This window comes from Pantoea sp. M_10 (assembly GCF_008631515.1).
Lineage (GTDB): Bacteria > Pseudomonadota > Gammaproteobacteria > Enterobacterales > Enterobacteriaceae > Pantoea > Pantoea anthophila.
Genome location: NZ_VWUL01000003.1, coordinates 547,895 through 568,107, shown reverse-complemented (window position 1 = coordinate 568,107; position 20,213 = coordinate 547,895). Strand labels below are relative to the sequence as shown.

Sequence of the window (20,213 nt, the reverse complement as noted above, 5' to 3'; positions counted from 1 at the left end):
GAGAGGCCCGAAGGTCCCCCTCTTTGGTCTTGCGACGTTATGCGGTATTAGCCACCGTTTCCAGTGGTTATCCCCCTCTATCGGGCAGATCCCCAGACATTACTCACCCGTCCGCCACTCGTCACCCGAGGAGCAAGCTCCTCTGTGCTACCGTCCGACTTGCATGTGTTAGGCCTGCCGCCAGCGTTCAATCTGAGCCATGATCAAACTCTTCAATTTAAAGTTTGATTTGCTGAAACGAGTTCAGCGGTGCTCATCTGTAAAACGTCATAATGAATTTCATTATGTGTTCACTCGTGAGGCTTTGATATTTTTGTGCGCCCTAAGGCGCTGATATCAATCCTGCGAGTGCCCACACAGATTGTCTGATAAATTGTTAAAGAGCAGTGCGAACAGTGCGTTAGCGTCCTGTCGCGAGGTGGCGTATATTACGCTTTCCTCCTTCAGAGTCAACCTCTTTTTCAGAAGTTTTTCTCCGGCGGCTCAGTCTCCTGAACCTTCAACCCGCTTCCCGTTGCCGGTGTGCCGTGTCGATGGAGGCGCATTATAGGGAGCCGTTCAGATAGCGCAAGTGCAAATTAAGACTTTTTTTCCGTTCGTCTGAAATTTGCACAAAAGCGCCCTTTTATGCCTGTTTAATGCGCGCTGGCAGTGCGGCCAGGCTATCGATGACCCAGTCAGCGGCGGCTTCCCCTTCAGCGGTCACCGGTTTACCGCTACGCACCAGGACTTTGGTACCGACACCGGCAGCCTGCCCTGCCAGCATATCCTCCAGCTTGTCACCCACCATATAAGAAGCCGCCATATCAATATTCAGCTCTTGCTGAGCCATCACGAGCATACCCGGCTGAGGTTTACGGCAGTCGCACGCCTGACGATACTCTGCAACGGCGGCATCGGGGTGGTGCGGGCAGAAATAGATGCCGTCCAGATCAACGTCGCGATCGGCCAGCGACCAGTCCATCCATTCGGTGAGCTGCATAAAGGTGTCTTCAGTAAACATACCGCGCGCGATGCCTGACTGATTGGTCACGACCACCAGCGCATACCCCATCGCCTTCAGTTGCTGCAGCGCTTCAATGGTGCCGTCAATAAACTGAAAGTTATCGATCTCATGGACATAGCCATTATCGACATTAAGGGTGCCATCACGATCAAGAAAAATAGCGGGGACTTTATTCGCCACGTAGAAACTCCTGCTGTAAAAATTGCCGATCAGTATCGCATGATTGCTGTGAAAGGGAGAATGTCAGATTGAATCACTTCCATTGATTCAGACGTCTGGATGCCTTACCATCCATCCAGCTTTTAACCTTAATAAAAGCAACGAGGCTTCCCACACCACGGACAACGCAACACGATAATAAATAACCTAATGATTAAACTCGAAAATATCACCAAAGTGTTCCAGCAGGGTACGCGCACCATTTCGGCGTTGAAGGACGTCAGCCTGCACGTGCCTGCCGGACAGATTTATGGCGTTATCGGTGCTTCCGGTGCCGGTAAAAGTACGCTGATTCGGTGCGTTAACCTGCTGGAACGTCCGACATCAGGCCGTGTGCTGGTCGACGGTGCTGACCTGACCGCACTCAGCGAGCGTCAGCTGACTCAGGCCCGTCGTCAGATTGGCATGATCTTCCAGCACTTCAACCTGATGACCTCCCGGACCGTCGCGGGCAATGTCTCCCTGCCGCTGGAGCTGGGAAATCTCTCCCGTGAACAGATCAACGCTCGCGTGACGGAACTGCTGGAACTGGTGGGATTAGCCGATAAGCACGATGCCTGGCCTGCGAACCTGTCGGGTGGACAGAAGCAGCGTGTTGCGATTGCCCGTGCGCTGGCCAGCAATCCAAAAGTGCTGCTGTGTGATGAAGCCACCAGCGCTCTGGACCCGGCGACAACCCGTTCTATTCTGGAGCTGCTGAAGGACATTAACCGCCGGCTTGGCCTGACGATTCTGCTCATCACCCATGAAATGGATGTGGTGAAGCGCATCTGCGACCAGGTTGCTGTCATCAGTCAGGGTGAGCTGATTGAGAAAGATAGCGTCAGTGAGGTCTTCTCGCATCCTAAGACGCCGCTGGCTCAGCAGTTCATTCAGTCTACCCTGCATCTGGATATCCCGGATGATTATCAGCAGCGCCTGTCAGCCACTGCCGCTGAGAACAGCGTGCCCTTGCTGCGACTGGAATTTACCGGCAAATCGGTTGACGCCCCGCTGCTTTCCGAAGCCGCACGGCGTTATAACGTGAATAACAACATTATCAGTGCGCAGATGGATTACGCCGGCGGCGTGAAGTTCGGCATTATGCTGGCCGAAATGCACGGCACTGAAAGCGATACCCGCGAGGCGATAGCCTGGCTGCAGGAGAATCATGTGAAAGTAGAGGTGCTGGGTTATGTCTGAAGCGATGATGTGGTTGCTGGGACGGGGCGTGTGGGAAACGCTGATGATGACCTTTGTCTCCGGCTTTTTTGGTTTTGTACTGGGTCTGCCAGTCGGCGTTCTGCTTTATGTCACCCGTCCGGGACAGATTCTGCAGAATCAGGGGCTCTATCGCGTGCTCTCCGCGCTGGTGAATATCTTCCGCTCCATTCCGTTCATTATCTTACTGGTCTGGATGATTCCTTTTACCCGCGTGATCGTCGGCACCTCCATCGGACTGCAGGCGGCAATCGTCCCGCTGACCGTTGGCGCCGCCCCCTTTATCGCCCGTATGGTGGAAAATGCCCTGCTGGAACTGCCTACCGGCCTGATTGAAGCGTCACGTGCCATGGGTGCCACGCCGATGCAGATCGTTCGCAAGGTGCTGCTGCCGGAAGCGATGCCGGGTCTGGTGAACGCCGCGACGATCACCCTGATTACCCTGGTAGGTTACTCTGCCATGGGCGGCGCGGTCGGTGCCGGTGGTCTGGGTCAGATCGGTTATCAGTATGGTTATATCGGATATAACGCCACCGTGATGAATACGGTATTGGTGTTGTTAGTGGTTTTGGTGTATCTCATTCAGTTCTGTGGCGACCGCATCGTACGTGCTGTGTCCCATAAGTAAGCCAGCAATATCACATTATTAAGGAAAGGATATGTCTTTCAAATTCAAAAAAATTGCCGCTGTGGGTGCACTGATTGGCGCGATTGCGCTGGCAGGATGCGATCAAAAAGAGAAAGATGCGAACCACATCAAAGTGGGCGTGATTGTCGGCGCTGAACAGCAGGTTGCTGAAGCCGCGCAGAAAGTCGCGAAAGAGAAGTATGGTCTGGACGTGGAGCTGGTTACCTTCAACGATTACGTTCTGCCGAATGAGGCACTGAGCAAAGGCGATATCGACGTTAACGCCTTCCAGCACAAACCTTATCTGGATCAGCAGATCAAAGATCGCGGCTACAAACTGGTTTCCGTCGGTAACTCTTTCGTTTACCCGATTGCGGGCTACTCGAAAAAGATCAAATCGCTGGATGAGTTGCAGGATGGCGCTCAGATCGCGATTCCAAACGATCCGACAAACCTGGGACGTTCGCTGCTGCTGCTGCAGAAAGCCGGCCTGATTAAACTGAAAGAGGGCACAGGCCTGCTGCCAACCTCGCTGGATATCACTGAGAATCCAAAGCATCTGAAAATTGTTGAGCTGGAAGCGCCACAGCTGCCTCGCTCACTGGACGATCAGCAGATCGCCCTGGCGGTCATCAATACCACCTATGCCAGCCAGATCGGCCTGACCCCGACTAAAGATGGGATTTTCGTCGAAGATAAAGATTCACCTTATGTGAACCTGATTGTCGCGCGCGAAGATAACAAAGATGCGGAAAACGTGAAGAAGTTCGTTCAGGCTTACCAGTCTGACGAAGTTAACGAAGCCGCCAACAAAGTCTTTAACGGCGGTGCAGTTAAAGGCTGGTAAGTCAGCCAACATTCTCCCCGGGGGCGGCGCTATGCCGCCCTTTCTGTTACAGCCTGCCCTGCCCGACTTGTTATTTATTCCTGTCCTTGTTTCAATAACGCCACTTTTGGAAACCTGAGGATGTTGCCATGCGTTTTTTACCGCTCGGCTTGTTAGCATTGATGCTGACAGGGTGTGTTCATGAGTATCACCCGATAACCAGCGCACCGTCCAGGCCGCAGCACTCCACTGAACCGACCCGCAAACCCGCTGCCCGCCCCGCACCGGTTAAGCTCTACACGGATGCCGCCGATCTGGTCAGCAAACCGTTCCGCGATCTGGGTGAAGTCTCTGCTGAAGATTGCCAGATCAGCAATCAGAACTCGCCCGCTAACATCGCCACGGCCCGTAAACGTCTGCAGATCCGGGCGTCACAGATGAAAGCCAATGCGGTGCTGCTGCACAAGTGTGAAATCGTGACGGGTACGCCAGGGTGCTACCGTCAGGCAGTGTGTCAGGGCTCGGCATTGAAAGTCAGCAATCAATGAGTGAATTCACCTTTGCGCAGATTGGGGTCATCCGCTCGCCGTGGAAAGAGAAGTTTGCCGTGCCGCGCCAGCCAGGCCTGGTGCAGGATGGCGGCGGAGAACTGCACCTGCTGCCCCCGTACAATCAGCCGGAAGCGGTTCGCGGACTGGAAGCCTTCAGCCACCTCTGGCTGCTGTTTGTCTTTCATCAGACGATGGCAGGCGGCTGGCGTCCCACGGTTCGCCCTCCCCGACTGGGCGGCAATGCGCGCATGGGTGTCTTTGCAACCCGTTCAACGTTTCGTCCCAACCCGATTGGCATGTCGCTGGTCGAGCTGAAAGAGATCAGGCTTGAGAAGCAGCAGGTGATCCTGCAGCTTGGCAGTCTGGATCTGGTCGATGGCACCCCCATCGTGGATATCAAACCCTATCTGCCTTTTGCCGAAGCGCTGCCCGAAGCCCGGGCGGGATTTGCCCAGGCAGCACCGGCGGCCACGATGCCGGTGCGCTTCTCCGCGCTGGCGCAGGCGCAGCTGCAACAGCATGCCCGCTATCCCCATCTGGCGCGTTTTATCCGTGACGTGCTGGCGCAGGATCCCCGTCCCGCTTACCGCCAGGGCCAGGCAGAGGAACGGGAATATGCGGCCTGGCTGCTGGATTTTAATGTACGCTGGCGCATTGACGATGCCGGGACAGAAGTGATCGCTATCGACCCGCGTTAAAACCCGCTTTTGAGCCAGTGATCTCACTGGTACACTAGCCGCCAGCAAATTTCTGTCTGTGACTTTCCGATCAACTGGAACCGTAATCAATGCGTACTACTCAATATCTGCTCTCTACTCAGAAAGAGACGCCTTCCGACGCCGAAGTGATCAGCCACCAGCTGATGCTGCGCGCCGGTATGATCCGCAAACTGGCTTCTGGCTTGTACACCTGGTTGCCGACCGGGGTTCGCGTGCTGAAAAAAGTCGAAAACATCGTGCGCGAAGAGATGAACAACGCGGGTGCGGTTGAGATTTTAATGCCGGTCGTGCAGCCTGCCGACCTGTGGCAGGAGAGCGGTCGCTGGGAGGAGTATGGCCCGGAGCTGTTACGTATTGCCGACCGCCACGAACGTCCGTTTGTGCTGGGTCCGACGCATGAAGAGGTGGTCACCGACCTGATCCGTAATGAGCTGAGCTCTTATAAGCAGCTGCCACTGAACCTCTATCAGATCCAGACCAAATTCCGTGACGAAGTGCGCCCGCGCTTTGGCGTGATGCGTTCGCGCGAATTCACCATGAAAGATGCCTACTCTTTCCACGTGTCGCAGGAATCGCTGCAGGAAACCTATGATGCGATGTACCGCGCCTACAGCCAGATCTTCAGCCGTATGGGCCTGGATTTCCGTGCCGTACAGGCCGACACCGGCTCTATTGGTGGCAGTGCATCACACGAGTTCCAGGTGCTGGCCCAGAGCGGTGAAGACGATGTGATCTTCTCAACCGATTCTGATTATGCCGCCAACATCGAGCTGGCCGAAGCCGTCGCACCGGCCGGTGAACGCGCTGCGCCGTCGCAGGCGATGCAACTGGTTGAGACGCCAGACGCAAAAACCATCGCGGAGCTGGTTGAGCAATTTGATGTGCCGGTTGAGAAAACCGTGAAAACGCTGATTGTTAAAGGTGCGGAAGAGAGCGGTCATGCGCTGGTTGCCCTGCTGGTTCGTGGCGATCATCAGCTGAACGAAATCAAAGCAGAGAAGTCAGCTATCGTGGCATCACCGCTGGTCTTCGCGACTGAAGAAGAGATTCGCGCGGCAGTGGGTGCAGGTCCGGGTTCAATCGGGCCGGTCGGCCTGCAGATGCCGATCATCGCAGACCGTACCGTCGCGAAGATGAGTGACTTCAGCGCCGGTGCTAACGTCGATGGTAAGCACTACTTCGGCATTAACTGGGAGCGCGATCTGCCGCTGGCCAGCGTTGCGGATATCCGTAACGTGGTTGAAGGCGATCTGAGCCCGGATGGCAAAGGCACGCTGCAGATTAAGCGCGGCATCGAAGTGGGTCACATTTTCCAGCTCGGCACGAAATATTCGGATGCGCTGAAAGCCTCTGTTCAGGGCGAAGATGGCCGCAACCAGGTAATGAGCATGGGCTGCTACGGTATCGGCATCACCCGTGTTGTCGCTGCGGCGATCGAGCAGAACCATGACGAGCGCGGCATCATCTGGCCGGCGGCACTGGCTCCGTTTGAGGTCGCGATTCTGCCCATGAATATGCAGAAGTCCTTCCGGGTGAAAGAGCTGGCGGAAGAGCTGTATGCCACACTGCGCGCGAAAGGCGTCGACGTGATTCTGGATGACCGTAAAGAACGTCCGGGCGTGATGTTCGCTGATATGGAACTGATCGGTGTGCCACACACCATCGTCATTGGCGATCGCAATCTCGATAATCAGGAGATTGAGTACAAATCACGTCGTGCCGGTGAGAAGCAGATGATTAAGCAGGATGAGATCGTCGATTTCCTGCTGAAGGCGCTGAATAAGTAAGTTCTCAGCGCGGGCTGGAACTCTTCGCGGCCCGCCCCTGAAGGTATAAGCACTCAAACGCCCCGCCTGCGGGGCGTTTTTTATTGCACTCTGCCGCGCATCGCTTTGGTACTGCTGCGGCGCGCTTTTCCTTCCAGTCGTCGCTCTTTTGACGCGCGGGTCGGCCGCGTGGCGCGACGCACTTTTTCGACCGTGCTCAGTTCGCGGATCAGATTGAGCAGCCGTTGCAGCGCGGCTTCGCGATTCATCTCCTGACTGCGGTACTCCTGCGCTTTGATCACCACGACGCCTTCAGCAGTGATCAGATGATGGCTGGCGGTAAGCAGCCGCTCTTTATAGAAGGCGAGCAGTGAAGAGGCGGCAATGTCAAAACGCAGATGGATAGCCGTGCTGGCTTTATTGACATGTTGCCCACCCGCTCCCTGAGCGCGTATCGCCGTCAGCTCAATCTCACTGTCCGGGATCTCAACCGAACGGGACAGCATAATCATCGCTCTCCTCTCCCCTGCTTCATGACCTTTACCTCTGATAACCTGTTCATCAACTTAACCTTTTGTGCGATCCCGCGTTGCGCGGCAGCCAGCGGAATCTGTCACTTTAGCAGTGTTTTACGTGCTGTTCCTGCTTTACGCAGGCTGATTTCCTGTAAATGGCTATGGTATAGTCGCCAGTTAATCAGAGTATCTACGCTCTGCCGAGGAGGATCATGTGCAAAATTATTGTGAGTTAGTTCGCCGCAAATATGCCGAAATCGGTAGCGGAGATTTAGGTTACATACCGGATGCGATTGGCTGCGCATTGAAGGCACTTGATGATATTGCCGCAAATAGTGAGCTAAACTCTTCTGTCAGGGAACAGGCGGCCTACGCCGCTGCTAACTTATTGGTGAGCGACTATGTTGATTAATGAAGCGTACCACCCCATCAATTGCGATGATTACGATAACCTGGAACTCGCCTGTCAGAAAAACTGGATGCTGTCACTGGACATGAAAGATGGCGAGCAGCTGAAGGCAAAGGCGAAAGAGATTTTTTCACGTAAGAACGTGGAATATCTGGCTATCGATCTCTCCGGTGAACATCGCGAGTTACGTCTCGACCACATCGCCAGCTTTACCCATCCCGAGCTGGGCACGGTGGTTGTCAGCGCAGAGTAATTCACTCCTTTCGGGCGGGACATCCCCGCCCCTGTCACACTCAGGGCTGCAGCGAACTGTAATACGCCGCCAGATCCGCCATATCGTCATCACTTAATCCCGCAACAAACGCCTTCATGACCTCAGCCTGACCGCCACTGCGCTCGCCCTTTTTATAAGCCTGCAGCGCATGTTCAAGATACGGGGCGTGCTGCCCGGCCAGACTGGGATAAAGCGGCACGGTCGCTTTGCCTTCCGCGCCATGACAGGCCATACAGCTGCCCGCTTTCTCTGCGCCACGCTGCGCATCTCCCGCGGCCCAGGCCGGTAATACAGCGGCCATCAGGGCGCCGATCAGCCATGTTTTCATTGTTCAGCTCCTGTGCAGGCGGCCCTGTCCCAGACAATCTGCCAGCCCTGCTCATCGCATGCCGCACCCTCCCGGGTGATAAAAAGATCCGGAACACAGACCAGCGTCTGATTATAAAAAATTAGCGGCAGCCGCTCGCGCTGCCATGGAGGAATATGCAGTGCCTGCCAGAGCTTCTTCATCTCCCGTCCCCCTTCCCGCCCCACCAGATGCACCTGGCCCTGCGCGTGAAATCGCACGCTGACCTGCTCATCGGGCTGCGGATGGCGCAACAGGCTCTGCGCCTGGCTGGCACGCAGCGTGCCGAGGCTTTGCGGCAGCGTCAGCGGCTGGCAGCGATCGGGCCACATCAGCACCGTGTCGCGCAGCGAACTGCGCACCGGCAGCCAGTAGAGCTGCTGCCGGTATCGCCGCAGTTCCGCCTGACCGAATCGCAGACGAGGCTGCGCATCCTCACGACTCGCCATCACCTCATAGCGGATGCGCTGCAGCGCGTCGCGGGAAGGCATCGCTCCGCCCTGCCCGGCGATCCAGCGACGCAGTAAGGCGTTAGCGCGCGGCTCACTCATCGTCATCAGCGGCGGAAAGTGCAGACTGCCATCCGGCTGGACGCGCTCAGCCAGCTCTCCGGCGAGAAGTTCATCCAGCAGCTGCTCCTGCTCACTGCACAGGGCTGCGCTTCGGGCGGTCGCCTCGGCAAAGTGGGGCCAGCGCTGAGAGAGTTCAGGCAGCAGCCGCTGACGCAGAAAGTTACGGTCGTAGCGCAGATCCTGATTACTCTCGTCTTCGATCCACACCAGCTGATGGGCATGAGCATAGGCTTCAAGCGACTGTCGTGACTGATTAAGCAGAGGACGTAACAGCCGATGGGAACCCAGCCTGCGCACTGCGGGCATGGCCGCCAGCCCGGCCGGACCGCTGCCGCGCTTCAGCGCCAGCATAAAGGTTTCACACTGATCGTCGAGATGCTGCGCCGTCAGTAGCTGCTCGTCGGGCTGCAGGGCCGCACCCAGCGCCTGATAACGGGCGGTGCGTGCCGCCGCCTCAATGCCCTTTTCACTGCCGTCAACGGTGACGTGCAGCACGCCACACGTCAGCTGCCACTGTTCGCATATCGCCTGGCAGTGGGCCGCCCAGCGGTCAGCATTCGGGCTGAGTCCGTGGTGAACATGCAGCGCCCGCAGACGCGACTGAGGATGCTGCTGCTGCCAGTCACGAAGCTGATGCAGCAGCACGGTGGAGTCAAGTCCGCCGCTGAACGCGACCACCAGGGCAGCGTCCGGTTGCAGCAGTGAGTCAAAAGCGGGCAAAGACATCGCAGAATCCAGAATATCGGGCCACTGAATGTCGCCCGCCGAGCGCGCTAGTTTACGCCTGATAGAGCTCCAGCGGCAAACCATCCGGGTCGGCAAAGAAAGTACAGGCTTTACCGGTGAGTTCATCAATGCGAATCGGCTCGCAGATCACACCTTTTTCAGCCAGCGTCGCCACCGCTGCGGCCACATCCGGCACGGTAAAGGCCAGATGGCGCAGACCGCACGCCTCAGGGTGACTGACCCGTGCAGGGGGTTCGGGAAAAGAGAAAAGCTCAATGGTATAGCGATCCCCTAACGCGAGATCGCCTTTCCAGGAGTCGCGCGCTTCGCGGTAAACTTCGCCCATCAGTCGAAAGCCCAGCACATCGCAATAGAAGGCTTTGCTGCGCGGATAGTCAGAGGCGATGATGGCGATGTGGTGAATAGCGTTTAACTGCAACATGTTGAATATCCTGATTCGGGCAGGATGCCTGAGTCAGGCATCCTGCCGCTGATAAGATTTAAAAATTTATGCCGGGTCGTTTTTCAGCACACGCACACGGTATTCGCCCTCTTCCGTCAGGCTGGCACCGTGAATGTCGGTTTCAAACCCCGGATAGTGCCGGCCAATGCTGCACAGCATCAGCAGGAAATCGAGCACCGCGCGACTCTTCTCGGTGATCATCTCTCCCGGCATCACCAGGGGAACGCCCGGCGGATAGGGCAGGATCATGTTGGCCGAAACCCGCCCGACCAGCTCACTGATATCCACCGTTTCGATGTTGCCCTTCACCTGCTGCTGAAACGCCTGATGCGGTGTCATCTTCATTTCAGGCAGCACGTCGAATGCCTGCAGCATCAGACGCGGCAGATCGTGATGGCGGATCAGCTGATGGATCCCCTGCGCCAGGGTCTGAATACGCATGTTGCGATAGAAGTCGGGATCCTCTGCGTAGAGATCCGGCAGCATGTTTTTCACCCGCAGATTCAGATCGTAGGCGCGTTTAAATTCGGTCAGCCCGCGCAGCACGCTCATCGCCTTGGTTTTATCGATGCCGATACTGAACAGGAACAGCAGGTTATAGGGGCCGGTTTTCTCCACCACGATGCCGCGCTCGTCCAGAAACTTCGCCACCAGCGCCGCCGGGATCCCCTCTTCAGCCATCTCCCCCAGTTCGCTCATGCCCGGCGTCAGGATTGTCACCTTGATCGGATCGAGATACATGTGATCGCGATCGGCCTGCGTGAATCCATGCCACGCTTCGTCGCCCGGCTGGATCGGCCAGCACTGCGCTTCATCAACCTGTTCCGGCTGCCAGATGTCAAAGAACCAGCTGTCAGACTCTTCACGCAGCCGCTGGATCTCACGGCGGAAATGAAGCGCGCGTTCGACCGAGCGATTGATCAAACGCTTACCCGGATTGCCGCGCAGCATGGCGGCGGCGGTTTCAATAGAGGAGACGATGGCGTAGTTGGGCGAGGTGGTGGTGTGCATCATGTAGGCTTCGTTAAACGTCTGCTCGTCGTAGTCGCCTTTAATGTGGATCATGGATGCCTGAGAGAACGCCGCCAGCAGTTTATGGGTCGACTGCGTTTCATAGACCACCTTGCCCGGAATGCGGTCTCCGCTCATGCCACTTTTGCCCGCGTAAATCGGGTGGAAATTGGTGTAAGGCACCCAGGCGGAGTCGAAATGAATCGACGGCACAGCCAGCGTCTCTTTGATGTACTGGGTGTTGTAGAGCAGCCCGTCATAGGTGGAGTTAGTAATGACCGCATGCACCGGCCAGGTGGCTCTGTCAGTCGATGCCACTTTATGCGCTATCGCGTCGCGGGTGAACTCCTGCTTCGGGATGCCGCCAAGGATCCCCAGCGCATTGCGGGTCGGCTTCAGCCAGATCGGGATCAGATCGCTCATCATCAGCAGATGGGTCAGCGATTTGTGGCAGTTGCGATCGATCAGCACGGTGCTGCCCGCCGGAGCGGCATACATCCCGACAATTTTATTTGAGGTCGAGGTGCCGTTGGTCACCATGTAACTCTGCTCAGCGCCGAAGGTGCGCGCGATAAACTCTTCCGCTTCCAGGTGCGGCCCGGTGTGGTCAAGCAGCGAACCCAGCTCGGTTACCGAAATCGAGATGTCTGATTTCAGGGTGTTAGCCCCGAAGAAATCGTAGAACAGACAGCCGACCGGGCTCTTCTGAAACGCGGTGCCCGCCATATGTCCCGGCGTGCAGAAGGTGTACTTGCCCTCTTTCACATAGGTGAACAGCGCTTTGGTCAGCGGCGGCGTGATGTGGTCAAGATAGTCATCCGTGTATTGCCGGATGTGCAGCGCGATATCCTCGGCGGCATTCAGCGCATACTCAAAAAAGTGCAGCGGCATACGCATCTCATTGATGCTGATATCCATCTGCGAGTGGGTATTGATAAAGGCATACAGAGGCAGGTATTCGTTTAGCTGATTAATCTCTCCGCACAGTTCGGGGCTGTTGTGCGCATCCCAGTCGAAGATAACGCCGCTGATACGCGGGTTGTGTTCGATCAGTTTCAGCAGATCGTCACTGTTTTTCGGGTAAAGCAGCTGGAAGCCCTGCAGATTTAACGCCGCGTCGAGTTCGCGTAACGGTTCATCTTTGTAAAACACGCCGTGCGCGCCCATGATCGCCAGAATATTCAATGCCTGTCTCCCTGATTGTGGTGGAACCGGTCAAGCATAACCGCTAACCCTCATAAGGTGTAGCGAGGCGGAGCCAGGAGGAAACTGAAAGCGGCGAGTGAGCGTGTGGAGGGAAAGTGCAGGCATAAAAAAAGCGGACCGGAGTCCGCTTTTATGGAAGTGCACTTATCAGGCGTAGCCGTAGCTCATCAGGCGCTGATAACGACGATCCAGCAGCTCTTCAGTGCTTAACCCATCGAGTTCGGCCAGATCGGCCAGCAGCTGCTGCTTCAGAGACTGCGCCATGTCGACCGGACGGCGATGCGCGCCACCCAGCGGCTCCGGGATTACGGAGTCAATCAGCTTCAGCTCTTTCAGACGGTGAGCGGTAATGCCCATCGCTTCCGCAGCCAGCGGCGCTTTATCTGCACTTTTCCACAGAATAGAGGCACAGCCTTCCGGCGAGATAACGGAATAGGTGCTGTACTGCAGCATATTCACTTTATCGCCCACGCCGATGGCCAGTGCACCACCTGAACCGCCTTCACCGATGACCGTACAGATGACCGGTACTTTCAGGCCAGACATTTCACGCAGGTTGCGCGCAATCGCTTCAGACTGCCCGCGCTCTTCCGCGCCCACACCCGGATAAGCACCCGGGGTGTCGATGAAGGTGATGACAGGCATTTTGAAGCGCTCAGCCATCTCCATCAGGCGCAGCGCTTTGCGATAGCCTTCCGGTGCTGGCATGCCGAAGTTACGGCGAATTTTCTCTTTGGTTTCACGGCCTTTCTGGTGCCCGATGATCATCACCGGACGTCCATCCAGACGCGCAATACCGCCAACAATCGCTTTGTCATCCGCATAAGCACGGTCGCCCGCCAGCTCATCGAAATCGTCGAACGCGTTGCGGACGTAGTCAAAGGTATAAGGACGCAAAGGATGGCGCGCCAGTTGAGCGATCTGCCATGCGCCTAAATCGGCGAAGATTTTACGGGTCAGCTCAACGCTCTTCTCGCGCAGGCGCTGAACTTCTTCATCCAGATTAACGTGTTTATCATCCTGACGACCAATTGAAGTCAGCGAATCAATCTTCGCTTCGAGTTCTGCAATTGGCTGTTCAAAATCCAGGTAATTAAGACTCATAATGTTCCTGTTCTAGTCAAACTCCAGTTCCACCTGCTCCGATCCGATCAACGAGCGCAGATCGTTAAGTAAACGATCGCTGGGCGAAATTCGCCACGCTGCCCCAAAGCGCAGCTTCGCTCGCGCGTCGGCTCTCTGATAGTAGAGATGCACCGGAATCGTCCCTGATCGATGAGGTTCCAGGGACTGACGGAGTCGGTTTAATAGCTGGTCATCAATTTGCCTGTCCGTCAGCGAGATAGCAAGTCCGCGCGCGTATTTTTCGCGAGCTTCGTCGATGTCCATAACTTCACGAGCGGTCATTTTAAGGCCACCACTGAAGTCATCAAAGCTGACCTGTCCACTGACGATCAGGATTCGGTCTTTCTCCAGCAGCTGCTGGTATTTATCTAACGCATCGGTAAATAACATCACCTCAAGACGACCAGAACGATCGTCCAGAGTACAGATACCAATTCGGTTGCCGCGTTTGGTGACCATTACCCGTGCAGCGATCACCAGACCGGCCGCCACGGTAATTTTCCCCCGGTCGGTTGGATGCATATCTTTCAGCCGCACCCCGCCAACGTAACGCTCAATTTCTTTCAGATACTGATTAATCGGGTGCCCGGTCAGGTAGAGCCCCAGGGTTTCCCGTTCGCCATCCAGCTGCACCTGCTCCGGCCATCGCGTGACGCTGGCGTACGATTTCTCTACCTGCTCCGGCTCTTCCGCCAGCACGCCGAACATATCCGCCTGGCCAATCGCCTCCGCCTTCGCGTGCTGATCGGCCGCTTTTAACGCGTCGCCGAGCGCACTCATCAGCGCGGCGCGATGCGGCCCCAGGCGATCGAAGGCCCCGGACATGATCAGTTTTTCCATCACCCGACGGTTGATCTTTTTGGTGTCGGTTCGGGCGCAGAGGTCAAACAGCTCGCGGAAGTAACCGCCTTCGTTTCGCGCATCAATGATCGCTTCGATCGGGCCTTCACCGACCCCTTTTATCGCACCGATACCGTAAACAATTTCACCTGCGTCATTCACATGGAAGGGATAGAGGCCGGAGTTAATATCGGGCGGCAGCACCTTCAGTCCCATCCGCCAGCACTCATCGACCAGGCCTACCACCTTCTCGGTGTTATCCATATCGGCGGTCATTACCGCGGCCATAAACTCTGCCGGATAGTGCGCTTTCAGCCACAGCGTCTGGTAAGAGACCAGTGCATAGGCCGCAGAGTGTGACTTGTTAAAGCCATAGCCTGCAAATTTTTCTACCAGATCGAAGATTTTCATCGACAGTTCGCCGTCGATGCCCATGCTTTCTGCACCGTCACGGAAAACGGAACGCTGCTTGGCCATCTCTTCCGGTTTCTTTTTCCCCATGGCGCGACGCAGCATATCTGCGCCACCCAGGGTATACCCGGAGAGGACCTGGGCGATCTGCATCACCTGTTCCTGATAAAGAATGATGCCGTATGTCGGCTCCAGCACCGGTTTCAGACTCTCGTGCTGCCACTGGATATCGGGATAGGAGATCGCTTCACGACCATGCTTACGGTCGATGAAGTTATCCACCATGCCGGACTGAAGCGGCCCCGGACGGAACAGCGCCACCAGTGCGATCATATCTTCAAAGCAGTCGGGCTTCAGACGCTTGATCAGATCCTTCATGCCGCGCGATTCAAGCTGGAATACCGCGGTCGTTTCCGAGCGCTGCAGCATATCGAAGCTTTTCTTGTCATCCAGCGGGATAGAGGCGATGTCAATCGGCTCCAGCCCCTGCTTTTCCCGGCGCGGGTTGATCATCTTCAGCGCCCAGTCGATGATGGTCAGCGTTCTCAGCCCCAGGAAGTCGAACTTCACCAGGCCGGCATATTCCACATCATTTTTATCGAACTGGGTCACCGGGAACTGGCCGTGCTCATCGCAGTAGAGCGGCGCAAAATCGGTGATCTTCGTTGGCGCGATGACCACGCCACCGGCATGTTTACCGGCGTTACGCGTGACCCCTTCCAGCTTACGCGCCATGTCGATCAGCGCTTTGACCTCTTCATCCGCCTCATACATGGCAGGCAGCTGCGGTTCAGCAATAAAGGCTTTTTCCAGCGTCATGCCGGGATCGGGCGGGATCAGTTTGGAAATGCGATCCACGAAACCATAAGGATGACCCAGCACGCGGCCAACGTCACGGATAACCGCTTTCGCCGCCATGGTGCCGAAAGTGATGATCTGTGAAACCGCTTCGCGCCCGTACATGTCCGCGACGTGTTCAATCACCTGGTCACGCTTCTCCATGCAGAAATCGACGTCAAAGTCGGGCATTGAGACACGTTCCGGGTTCAGGAAACGTTCGAACAGCAGGTCAAACTCCAGCGGATCGATATCGGTAATTTTCAGCGCATAGGCCACCAGCGAACCGGCACCGGAACCACGACCCGGCCCGACCGGCACGCCATTATCCTTGGACCACTGGATGAACTCCATCACGATCAGGAAGTAGCCCGGGAAGCCCATCTGGTTGATCACGTTGAGTTCAACCTCCAGACGCTCATCATATTCCGGGCGTTTCTGCAGCCGCTCAGCTTCGTCCGGGAACAGGAACACCAGACGCTCTTCCAGCCCCTCGCGGGATTTCGCGACCAGATAATCTTCCGTGGTCATATCTCCGGTCGGGAACTGCGGCAGGAAGTATTCGCCCAGCCGGACCGTGACGTTACAACGCTTAGCAATCTCTACGCTGTTTTCCAGCGCTTCCGGGATGTCCGAGAAGAGCTCGCACATCTCCGCTTCGCTGCGCATATATTGCTGAGGACTGTAGTTGCGCGGACGCTTAGGGTCATCCAGCGTATAGCCGTCATGGATGGCCACGCGGATTTCATGCGCGTCGAAATCCTCTTCATTGATAAAGCAGACTTCGTTGGTCGCGACCACCGGAATGCCTTCGGCAATCGCCAGCTCCACCGCCGCGTGCAGGTAGCTCTCTTCATCCGGCCGGCCGGTGCGAATCAGTTCCAGATAGTATCTGTCAGGGAAATGCTGCTGATAAAAAGAGAGGCACTGTGAAACCAGCGCGCTGTTACCGCGCAGCAGGCTGCGACCGACATCTCCGCGGCGTCCGCCTGACAGCAGGATTAACCCTTCCTGCAATTCCATCAGCCAGTCGCGATCGATAATCGGCCCGTCCACGCCATAGCCACGCTGATAGGCGCGGGAGATCAGCAGCGTCAGGTTCTGATAGCCGGTATTGTTCGCCGCCAGCACGGTCAGCTGCGTGAGTTCATCCCCCATCAGCTCGCTGGCGACCTTAAAATCGGCACCAATAACCGGTTTTATCCCTGCGCCGTGCGCCCCGCCGTAGAATTTCACCAGGCCACACAGGTTAGTGAAGTCGGTGATCGCAATCGCGGGCATGCCGAGCGCAGCCGCCTTTTTGATCAGCGGCCCGGTTTTCGCCAGGCCATCAACCATCGAATAGTCACTGTGGACGCGCAGATGTATAAAACGGGGTTCAGCCATATCAGTTTCCGGTTAAAACAGCGTCAGGCTATTAAAGCGTATGGGGCTGGCTGGCGGCCAGTACGTCCGCATCGATCAGCGCGTTGCGGACAGGAGCAAAACTGCGACGGTGGTGCGGGGTCGCGCCATACTGCGTCAGTTTTTCCATGTGCAGCGCCGTCGGATAGCCTTTGTGCTGTGCAAAGCCATATTGCGGGAACAGCAGATCGAGTTCAGCCATTTCACGGTCGCGGGAGACCTTGGCAATGATAGAAGCGGCGCTGATCTCAGCGACCAGACTGTCCCCTTTGACTACCGCCTGCGACGGCATCGGCAGCGCCGGGCAGCGATTACCGTCGATCAGCACATAGTCAGGCTGAATGCAGAGGCCAGCAACCGCACGCTGCATCGCCAGCATGGTCGCATGCAGAATATTCAACTGGTCAATCTCTTCCGGTTCTGCCCGGCCCAGGCTCCACGCCAGCGCCTTCTCTTTGATTTCGTCAAACAGGGCCAGCCGGCGTTTTTCCGACAGCTTCTTCGAGTCCGCCAGCCCGGTAATCGGGTTGGCCGGATCGAGGATCACCGCCGCCGTAACGACCGCGCCAACCAGCGGGCCGCGCCCGACTTCGTCCACACCGGCAATCAGCGTGGCGGCAGGATAGATAAAATCAGGCATTCACCAGCTCCAGTACCGCATCCGCCGCCTGTTCATCGGCGTTCCAGCGGATCTGTTGATGTAATTCATTGAACGTCTGCAGCAGGGTTTCGCGCTCAGGCCCGGCATGCAGCAGCGGATCTAACGCCGCGGCCAGGGCTTCAGGCTGACACTCATCCTGCAGTAACTCTTTCACCAGTTCCCGTCCTGCCAGCAGATTGGGCAGCGAAACGTAGGGGGTCTTCACCAGCCGTTTCGCCAGCCAGAAGGTCGCCGGTTTCATACGATACCCCACCACCATCGGGCATTTTGCCAGCATGCACTCCAGCGCAGCAGTGCCCGATGCCAGAAGTGCGGCATCGCTCGCGATCATCGCATCGCGTCCCTGACCATCCAGCAGATGCACAGGAAGGTCGGGAGCCGTTTCGGCTTTTATCTTCTCAAACTGTTCGCGCCGGCGGGCGTTAACCAGCGGAACGACGATTTCCAGCGCCGGATAGTGACGGCGCAGTAACCGTGCCGTTTTGAGAAAATCGGCGCTGAGCATGTCAACTTCTGCACCACGACTGCCGGGCAGCAGGGCCAGACAGAGCGCATCATCGGCAATCCCCAGGTGACGACGCGCAGCCTGTTTGTCAGGGTGCAGCGGCATCGCATCCGCCATGGTGTGACCGATAAAACGGCAGGGAACATTGAAGCGATCATAGAACGCTTTTTCAAACGGCAGGAAGGCCAGCACCAGATTGGTGTTACGACCAATCTTGAAGACGCGCTTCTGACGCCATGCCCAGACAGAGGGACTGACGTAGTGAATGGTACGGATACCGGCGCGTTTCAGGTTGCCTTCCAGCGTAATATTGAAGTCAGGCGCATCGATCCCGACAAACACATCGGGCTGGAGTTCGGTAAAGCGCCGGGTGAGATCGCGGCGGATCGTCAGCAGACGGCGCAGACGTCCCAGCACCTCCACAATACCCATGACCGCCAGCTCTTCCATCTCATACCAGGCTTCACACCCTTCCGCCTGCATCAGCGGACCGGCTACGCCGACAAAACGCGCGTCGGGATGGCGCGCTTTCAGGGCTCGAATCAGACCTGCACCAAGAATATCGCCGGAGGTTTCTCCGGCGACCAGGGCAATCGTTAGAGGACGCGCTGACATGAATTAACGAATTAATCCACGGGTTGAACGGGCAAAGAAATCGTAGAAAGGCTGCACTTCGCTATGCTGCTGCGCAAGCGCTTCAATCTCCGGCTTCACTTCCTCCAGCGTTCTGCCGCTGCGATAGAGCAACTTGTAGGCGTTGCGGATCGCGTGCAACGACTCTTTGCTGAACCCACGGCGCTTGAGGCCTTCAATGTTGATCCCGAACGGCGTGGCATGGTTGCCCTGCGCAATAACGTAAGGCGGCACATCCTGCGCCACGCCGGAACAGCCACCCACCATCACGTGCGCACCAATAGTGCACCACTGATGCACTGCTGTCATGCCGCCAATAATGGCGAAATCATCGACCGTGACGTGACCACCCAGGGTCGCGTTGTTGGCGAAGATACAGCGGTTACCGATGACGCAGTCGTGCGCAATATGAACGTTGACCATCAGCAGATTATCGCTGCCCACCGTGGTGACATGGCCACCCTGAGTGGTGCCGCGATGAATCGTCACGCTTTCACGGATGCGGTTGCGATCGCCGATTTCAACCCGTGTTGGCTCACCGGCATATTTCAGATCCTGGTTCACTTCGCCGATAGAGGCGAACTGATAGATCTGGTTATCTTTACCGATACGCGTGTGGCCGTTCACCACAACGTGTGACTTCAGTACCGTTCCTTCACCGATCTCCACATTCGCGCCAATAAAGCAAAACGGGCCAATGTGAACGCGGGCGCCGATAACCGCGCCCTCTTCGATGACAGAACTGGGATGGATAGTGGCGGTTGGATCAATCACGAATTATGCCTCCCGGCTGCGGGCACACATCATGGTCGCTTCACAAACGATTTTACCGTCGACAGTCGCCACGCCTTTGAAGCGGGTCAGACCACGGCGGGTTTTCTCGAAAGTGACTTCCATGATCATCTGGTCGCCTGGTACCACAGGGCGCTTGAAGCGGGCGTTGTCGATACCGGCAAAATAATAGAGTTCACCTGGCTCCAGTTTACCTACGCTTTTAAACGCCAGAATACCGGTGGCCTGCGCCATCGCTTCCAGGATAAGAACGCCAGGAAAAATCGGTTTACCAGGGAAATGCCCCTGGAAAAACGGTTCGTTAACAGAAACGTTCTTCACTGCACGCAGGTATTTGTGCTCTTCAAATTCCAGCACGCGGTCTACCAGCAGAAACGGATAGCGGTGCGGCAGCAGCTCTAAAATCTCTTCAATTTTCAGAGTATGAGTTTCAGTAGTCAAAATACTCTTCCTGTCCTAAAAATCTGATGACATCAATAACACGGCCTGCACAGATCAAAATGATCTTCCGCAGGCCGCAAATAGGTTCTGTGGCGCCGGGCTTCCCTGCTTAACATTTTTATTATGA

20 protein-coding genes and 1 rRNA gene are annotated in these 20,213 nt (G+C 56.4%); 8 read left to right on the top strand and 13 right to left on the bottom strand.

Features of this window, described 5'->3' with window-relative positions; all coding sequences use genetic code 11:
* Positions 1-219 (bottom strand): 16S ribosomal RNA (locus F3I47_RS12430); the annotation flags it as partial.
* 406 nt (positions 220-625) lie between these two features.
* A complete protein-coding gene (gene gmhB / locus F3I47_RS12425) occupies positions 626-1,186 on the bottom strand; it encodes a D-glycero-beta-D-manno-heptose 1,7-bisphosphate 7-phosphatase (RefSeq protein WP_009091953.1) in 561 nt (186 codons plus the stop codon).
* 189 nt (positions 1,187-1,375) lie between these two features.
* Between gmhB and metN the strand changes: the two genes are divergently transcribed.
* The 6 genes from metN (at position 1,376) to proS (ending at position 6,936) form a co-directional block, all read left to right on the top strand.
* Positions 1,376-2,407, top strand: a complete 1,032-nt coding sequence (gene metN, locus F3I47_RS12420; RefSeq protein ID WP_111208494.1) for a methionine ABC transporter ATP-binding protein MetN — start codon at positions 1,376-1,378, stop codon at positions 2,405-2,407.
* The gene (locus F3I47_RS12415) at positions 2,400-3,053 is read left to right on the top strand and encodes a methionine ABC transporter permease MetI (protein ID WP_009091958.1); all 654 of its coding nucleotides are present in this window, start codon (positions 2,400-2,402) and stop codon (positions 3,051-3,053) included. Before metN ends, F3I47_RS12415 begins: the two co-directional genes overlap by 8 nt.
* A gap of 31 nt (positions 3,054-3,084) precedes the next feature.
* Positions 3,085-3,900 carry a MetQ/NlpA family lipoprotein gene (locus F3I47_RS12410; RefSeq protein WP_009091959.1) on the top strand — a complete coding sequence of 272 codons (816 nt, stop codon included), beginning with the start codon at positions 3,085-3,087 and terminating at the stop codon, positions 3,898-3,900.
* Positions 3,901-4,028: 128 nt separating this feature from the next.
* Positions 4,029-4,427, top strand: coding sequence for an Rcs stress response system protein RcsF (gene rcsF, locus F3I47_RS12405; RefSeq protein WP_009091960.1), 399 nt, complete (start codon positions 4,029-4,031; stop codon positions 4,425-4,427).
* Positions 4,424-5,128 carry a tRNA (N6-threonylcarbamoyladenosine(37)-N6)-methyltransferase TrmO gene (gene tsaA / locus F3I47_RS12400; protein ID WP_150028602.1) on the top strand — a complete coding sequence of 235 codons (705 nt, stop codon included), beginning with the start codon at positions 4,424-4,426 and terminating at the stop codon, positions 5,126-5,128. Before rcsF ends, tsaA begins: the two co-directional genes overlap by 4 nt.
* 89 nt (positions 5,129-5,217) lie before the next feature.
* Positions 5,218-6,936, top strand: coding sequence for a proline--tRNA ligase (gene proS / locus F3I47_RS12395; protein WP_150028603.1), 1,719 nt, complete (start codon positions 5,218-5,220; stop codon positions 6,934-6,936).
* 80 nt (positions 6,937-7,016) lie between these two features.
* Here proS and arfB read toward each other — a convergent pair whose 3' ends face one another.
* A complete protein-coding gene (gene arfB / locus F3I47_RS12390; protein ID WP_150028604.1) occupies positions 7,017-7,427 on the bottom strand; it encodes an alternative ribosome rescue aminoacyl-tRNA hydrolase ArfB in 411 nt (136 codons plus the stop codon).
* Positions 7,428-7,644: 217 nt separating this feature from the next.
* Here arfB and F3I47_RS12385 point away from each other — a divergent pair, with 217 nt between their 5' ends.
* Complete coding sequence (locus tag F3I47_RS12385) at positions 7,645-7,842, top strand: YaeP family protein (protein ID WP_009091964.1); 198 nt, start codon at positions 7,645-7,647, stop codon at positions 7,840-7,842.
* Complete coding sequence (gene rof, locus F3I47_RS12380; protein ID WP_009091965.1) at positions 7,832-8,092, top strand: Rho-binding antiterminator; 261 nt, start codon at positions 7,832-7,834, stop codon at positions 8,090-8,092. The genes F3I47_RS12385 and rof overlap by 11 nt, the downstream gene beginning before the upstream one ends.
* A 40-nt stretch (positions 8,093-8,132) precedes the next feature.
* On the opposite strand, the gene F3I47_RS12375 is transcribed toward rof, so the two are convergent.
* From F3I47_RS12375 to fabZ, 10 genes are all read right to left on the bottom strand, one after another.
* On the bottom strand, positions 8,133-8,441 hold the full coding sequence (locus F3I47_RS12375) for a cytochrome c (RefSeq protein WP_046101267.1): 309 nt from the start codon (positions 8,439-8,441) through the stop codon (positions 8,133-8,135).
* A complete protein-coding gene (tilS, locus tag F3I47_RS12370) occupies positions 8,438-9,757 on the bottom strand; it encodes a tRNA lysidine(34) synthetase TilS (protein ID WP_150028605.1) in 1,320 nt (439 codons plus the stop codon). The genes F3I47_RS12375 and tilS overlap by 4 nt, the downstream gene beginning before the upstream one ends.
* Positions 9,758-9,809: 52 nt before the next feature.
* Positions 9,810-10,199 carry a VOC family protein gene (locus F3I47_RS12365; protein ID WP_009091968.1) on the bottom strand — a complete coding sequence of 130 codons (390 nt, stop codon included), beginning with the start codon at positions 10,197-10,199 and terminating at the stop codon, positions 9,810-9,812.
* A 66-nt stretch (positions 10,200-10,265) separates the two neighbouring features.
* Positions 10,266-12,416 (bottom strand): lysine decarboxylase LdcC, encoded by a 2,151-nt coding sequence (locus tag F3I47_RS12360; protein WP_150028606.1) that lies wholly within the window; start codon positions 12,414-12,416, stop codon positions 10,266-10,268.
* A gap of 168 nt (positions 12,417-12,584) precedes the next feature.
* On the bottom strand, positions 12,585-13,541 hold the full coding sequence (accA, locus tag F3I47_RS12355) for an acetyl-CoA carboxylase carboxyl transferase subunit alpha (protein ID WP_009091971.1): 957 nt from the start codon (positions 13,539-13,541) through the stop codon (positions 12,585-12,587).
* Between the two features lie 12 nt (positions 13,542-13,553).
* Positions 13,554-17,036 carry a DNA polymerase III subunit alpha gene (gene dnaE, locus F3I47_RS12350; RefSeq protein ID WP_009091973.1) on the bottom strand — a complete coding sequence of 1,161 codons (3,483 nt, stop codon included), beginning with the start codon at positions 17,034-17,036 and terminating at the stop codon, positions 13,554-13,556.
* A gap of 31 nt (positions 17,037-17,067) precedes the next feature.
* Positions 17,068-17,694, bottom strand: coding sequence for a ribonuclease HII (rnhB, locus tag F3I47_RS12345; protein WP_046101263.1), 627 nt, complete (start codon positions 17,692-17,694; stop codon positions 17,068-17,070).
* Positions 17,687-18,835, bottom strand: a complete 1,149-nt coding sequence (gene lpxB, locus F3I47_RS12340) for a lipid-A-disaccharide synthase (protein ID WP_150028607.1) — start codon at positions 18,833-18,835, stop codon at positions 17,687-17,689. Before lpxB ends, rnhB begins: the two co-directional genes overlap by 8 nt.
* A 3-nt stretch (positions 18,836-18,838) precedes the next feature.
* A complete protein-coding gene (lpxA, locus tag F3I47_RS12335) occupies positions 18,839-19,627 on the bottom strand; it encodes an acyl-ACP--UDP-N-acetylglucosamine O-acyltransferase (protein ID WP_009091978.1) in 789 nt (262 codons plus the stop codon).
* Positions 19,628-19,630: 3 nt separating this feature from the next.
* Positions 19,631-20,086 carry a 3-hydroxyacyl-ACP dehydratase FabZ gene (gene fabZ, locus F3I47_RS12330; protein ID WP_009091980.1) on the bottom strand — a complete coding sequence of 152 codons (456 nt, stop codon included), beginning with the start codon at positions 20,084-20,086 and terminating at the stop codon, positions 19,631-19,633.
* Positions 20,087-20,213 lie beyond the last annotated feature (127 nt).

Excerpts from the sequence above, each read along its gene's own strand:
- tilS (WP_150028605.1), bottom strand. The coding sequence starts at position 9,757 with ATGTCTTTGCCCGCTTTTGACTCACTGCTGCAACCGGACGCTGCCCTG.
- rnhB (WP_046101263.1), bottom strand. The coding sequence starts at position 17,694 with ATGCCTGATTTTATCTATCCTGCCGCCACGCTGATTGCCGGTGTGGAC.
- dnaE (WP_009091973.1), bottom strand. The coding sequence starts at position 17,036 with ATGGCTGAACCCCGTTTTATACATCTGCGCGTCCACAGTGACTATTCG.
- arfB (WP_150028604.1), bottom strand. The coding sequence starts at position 7,427 with ATGATTATGCTGTCCCGTTCGGTTGAGATCCCGGACAGTGAGATTGAG.
- F3I47_RS12375 (WP_046101267.1), bottom strand. The coding sequence starts at position 8,441 with ATGAAAACATGGCTGATCGGCGCCCTGATGGCCGCTGTATTACCGGCC.
- lpxB (WP_150028607.1), bottom strand. The coding sequence starts at position 18,835 with ATGTCAGCGCGTCCTCTAACGATTGCCCTGGTCGCCGGAGAAACCTCC.
- F3I47_RS12410 (WP_009091959.1), top strand. The coding sequence starts at position 3,085 with ATGTCTTTCAAATTCAAAAAAATTGCCGCTGTGGGTGCACTGATTGGC.
- metN (WP_111208494.1), top strand. The coding sequence starts at position 1,376 with ATGATTAAACTCGAAAATATCACCAAAGTGTTCCAGCAGGGTACGCGC.
- tsaA (WP_150028602.1), top strand. The coding sequence starts at position 4,424 with ATGAGTGAATTCACCTTTGCGCAGATTGGGGTCATCCGCTCGCCGTGG.
- rcsF (WP_009091960.1), top strand. The coding sequence starts at position 4,029 with ATGCGTTTTTTACCGCTCGGCTTGTTAGCATTGATGCTGACAGGGTGT.
- F3I47_RS12365 (WP_009091968.1), bottom strand. The coding sequence starts at position 10,199 with ATGTTGCAGTTAAACGCTATTCACCACATCGCCATCATCGCCTCTGAC.
- rof (WP_009091965.1), top strand. The coding sequence starts at position 7,832 with ATGTTGATTAATGAAGCGTACCACCCCATCAATTGCGATGATTACGAT.
- accA (WP_009091971.1), bottom strand. The coding sequence starts at position 13,541 with ATGAGTCTTAATTACCTGGATTTTGAACAGCCAATTGCAGAACTCGAA.
- proS (WP_150028603.1), top strand. The coding sequence starts at position 5,218 with ATGCGTACTACTCAATATCTGCTCTCTACTCAGAAAGAGACGCCTTCC.
- F3I47_RS12415 (WP_009091958.1), top strand. The coding sequence starts at position 2,400 with ATGTCTGAAGCGATGATGTGGTTGCTGGGACGGGGCGTGTGGGAAACG.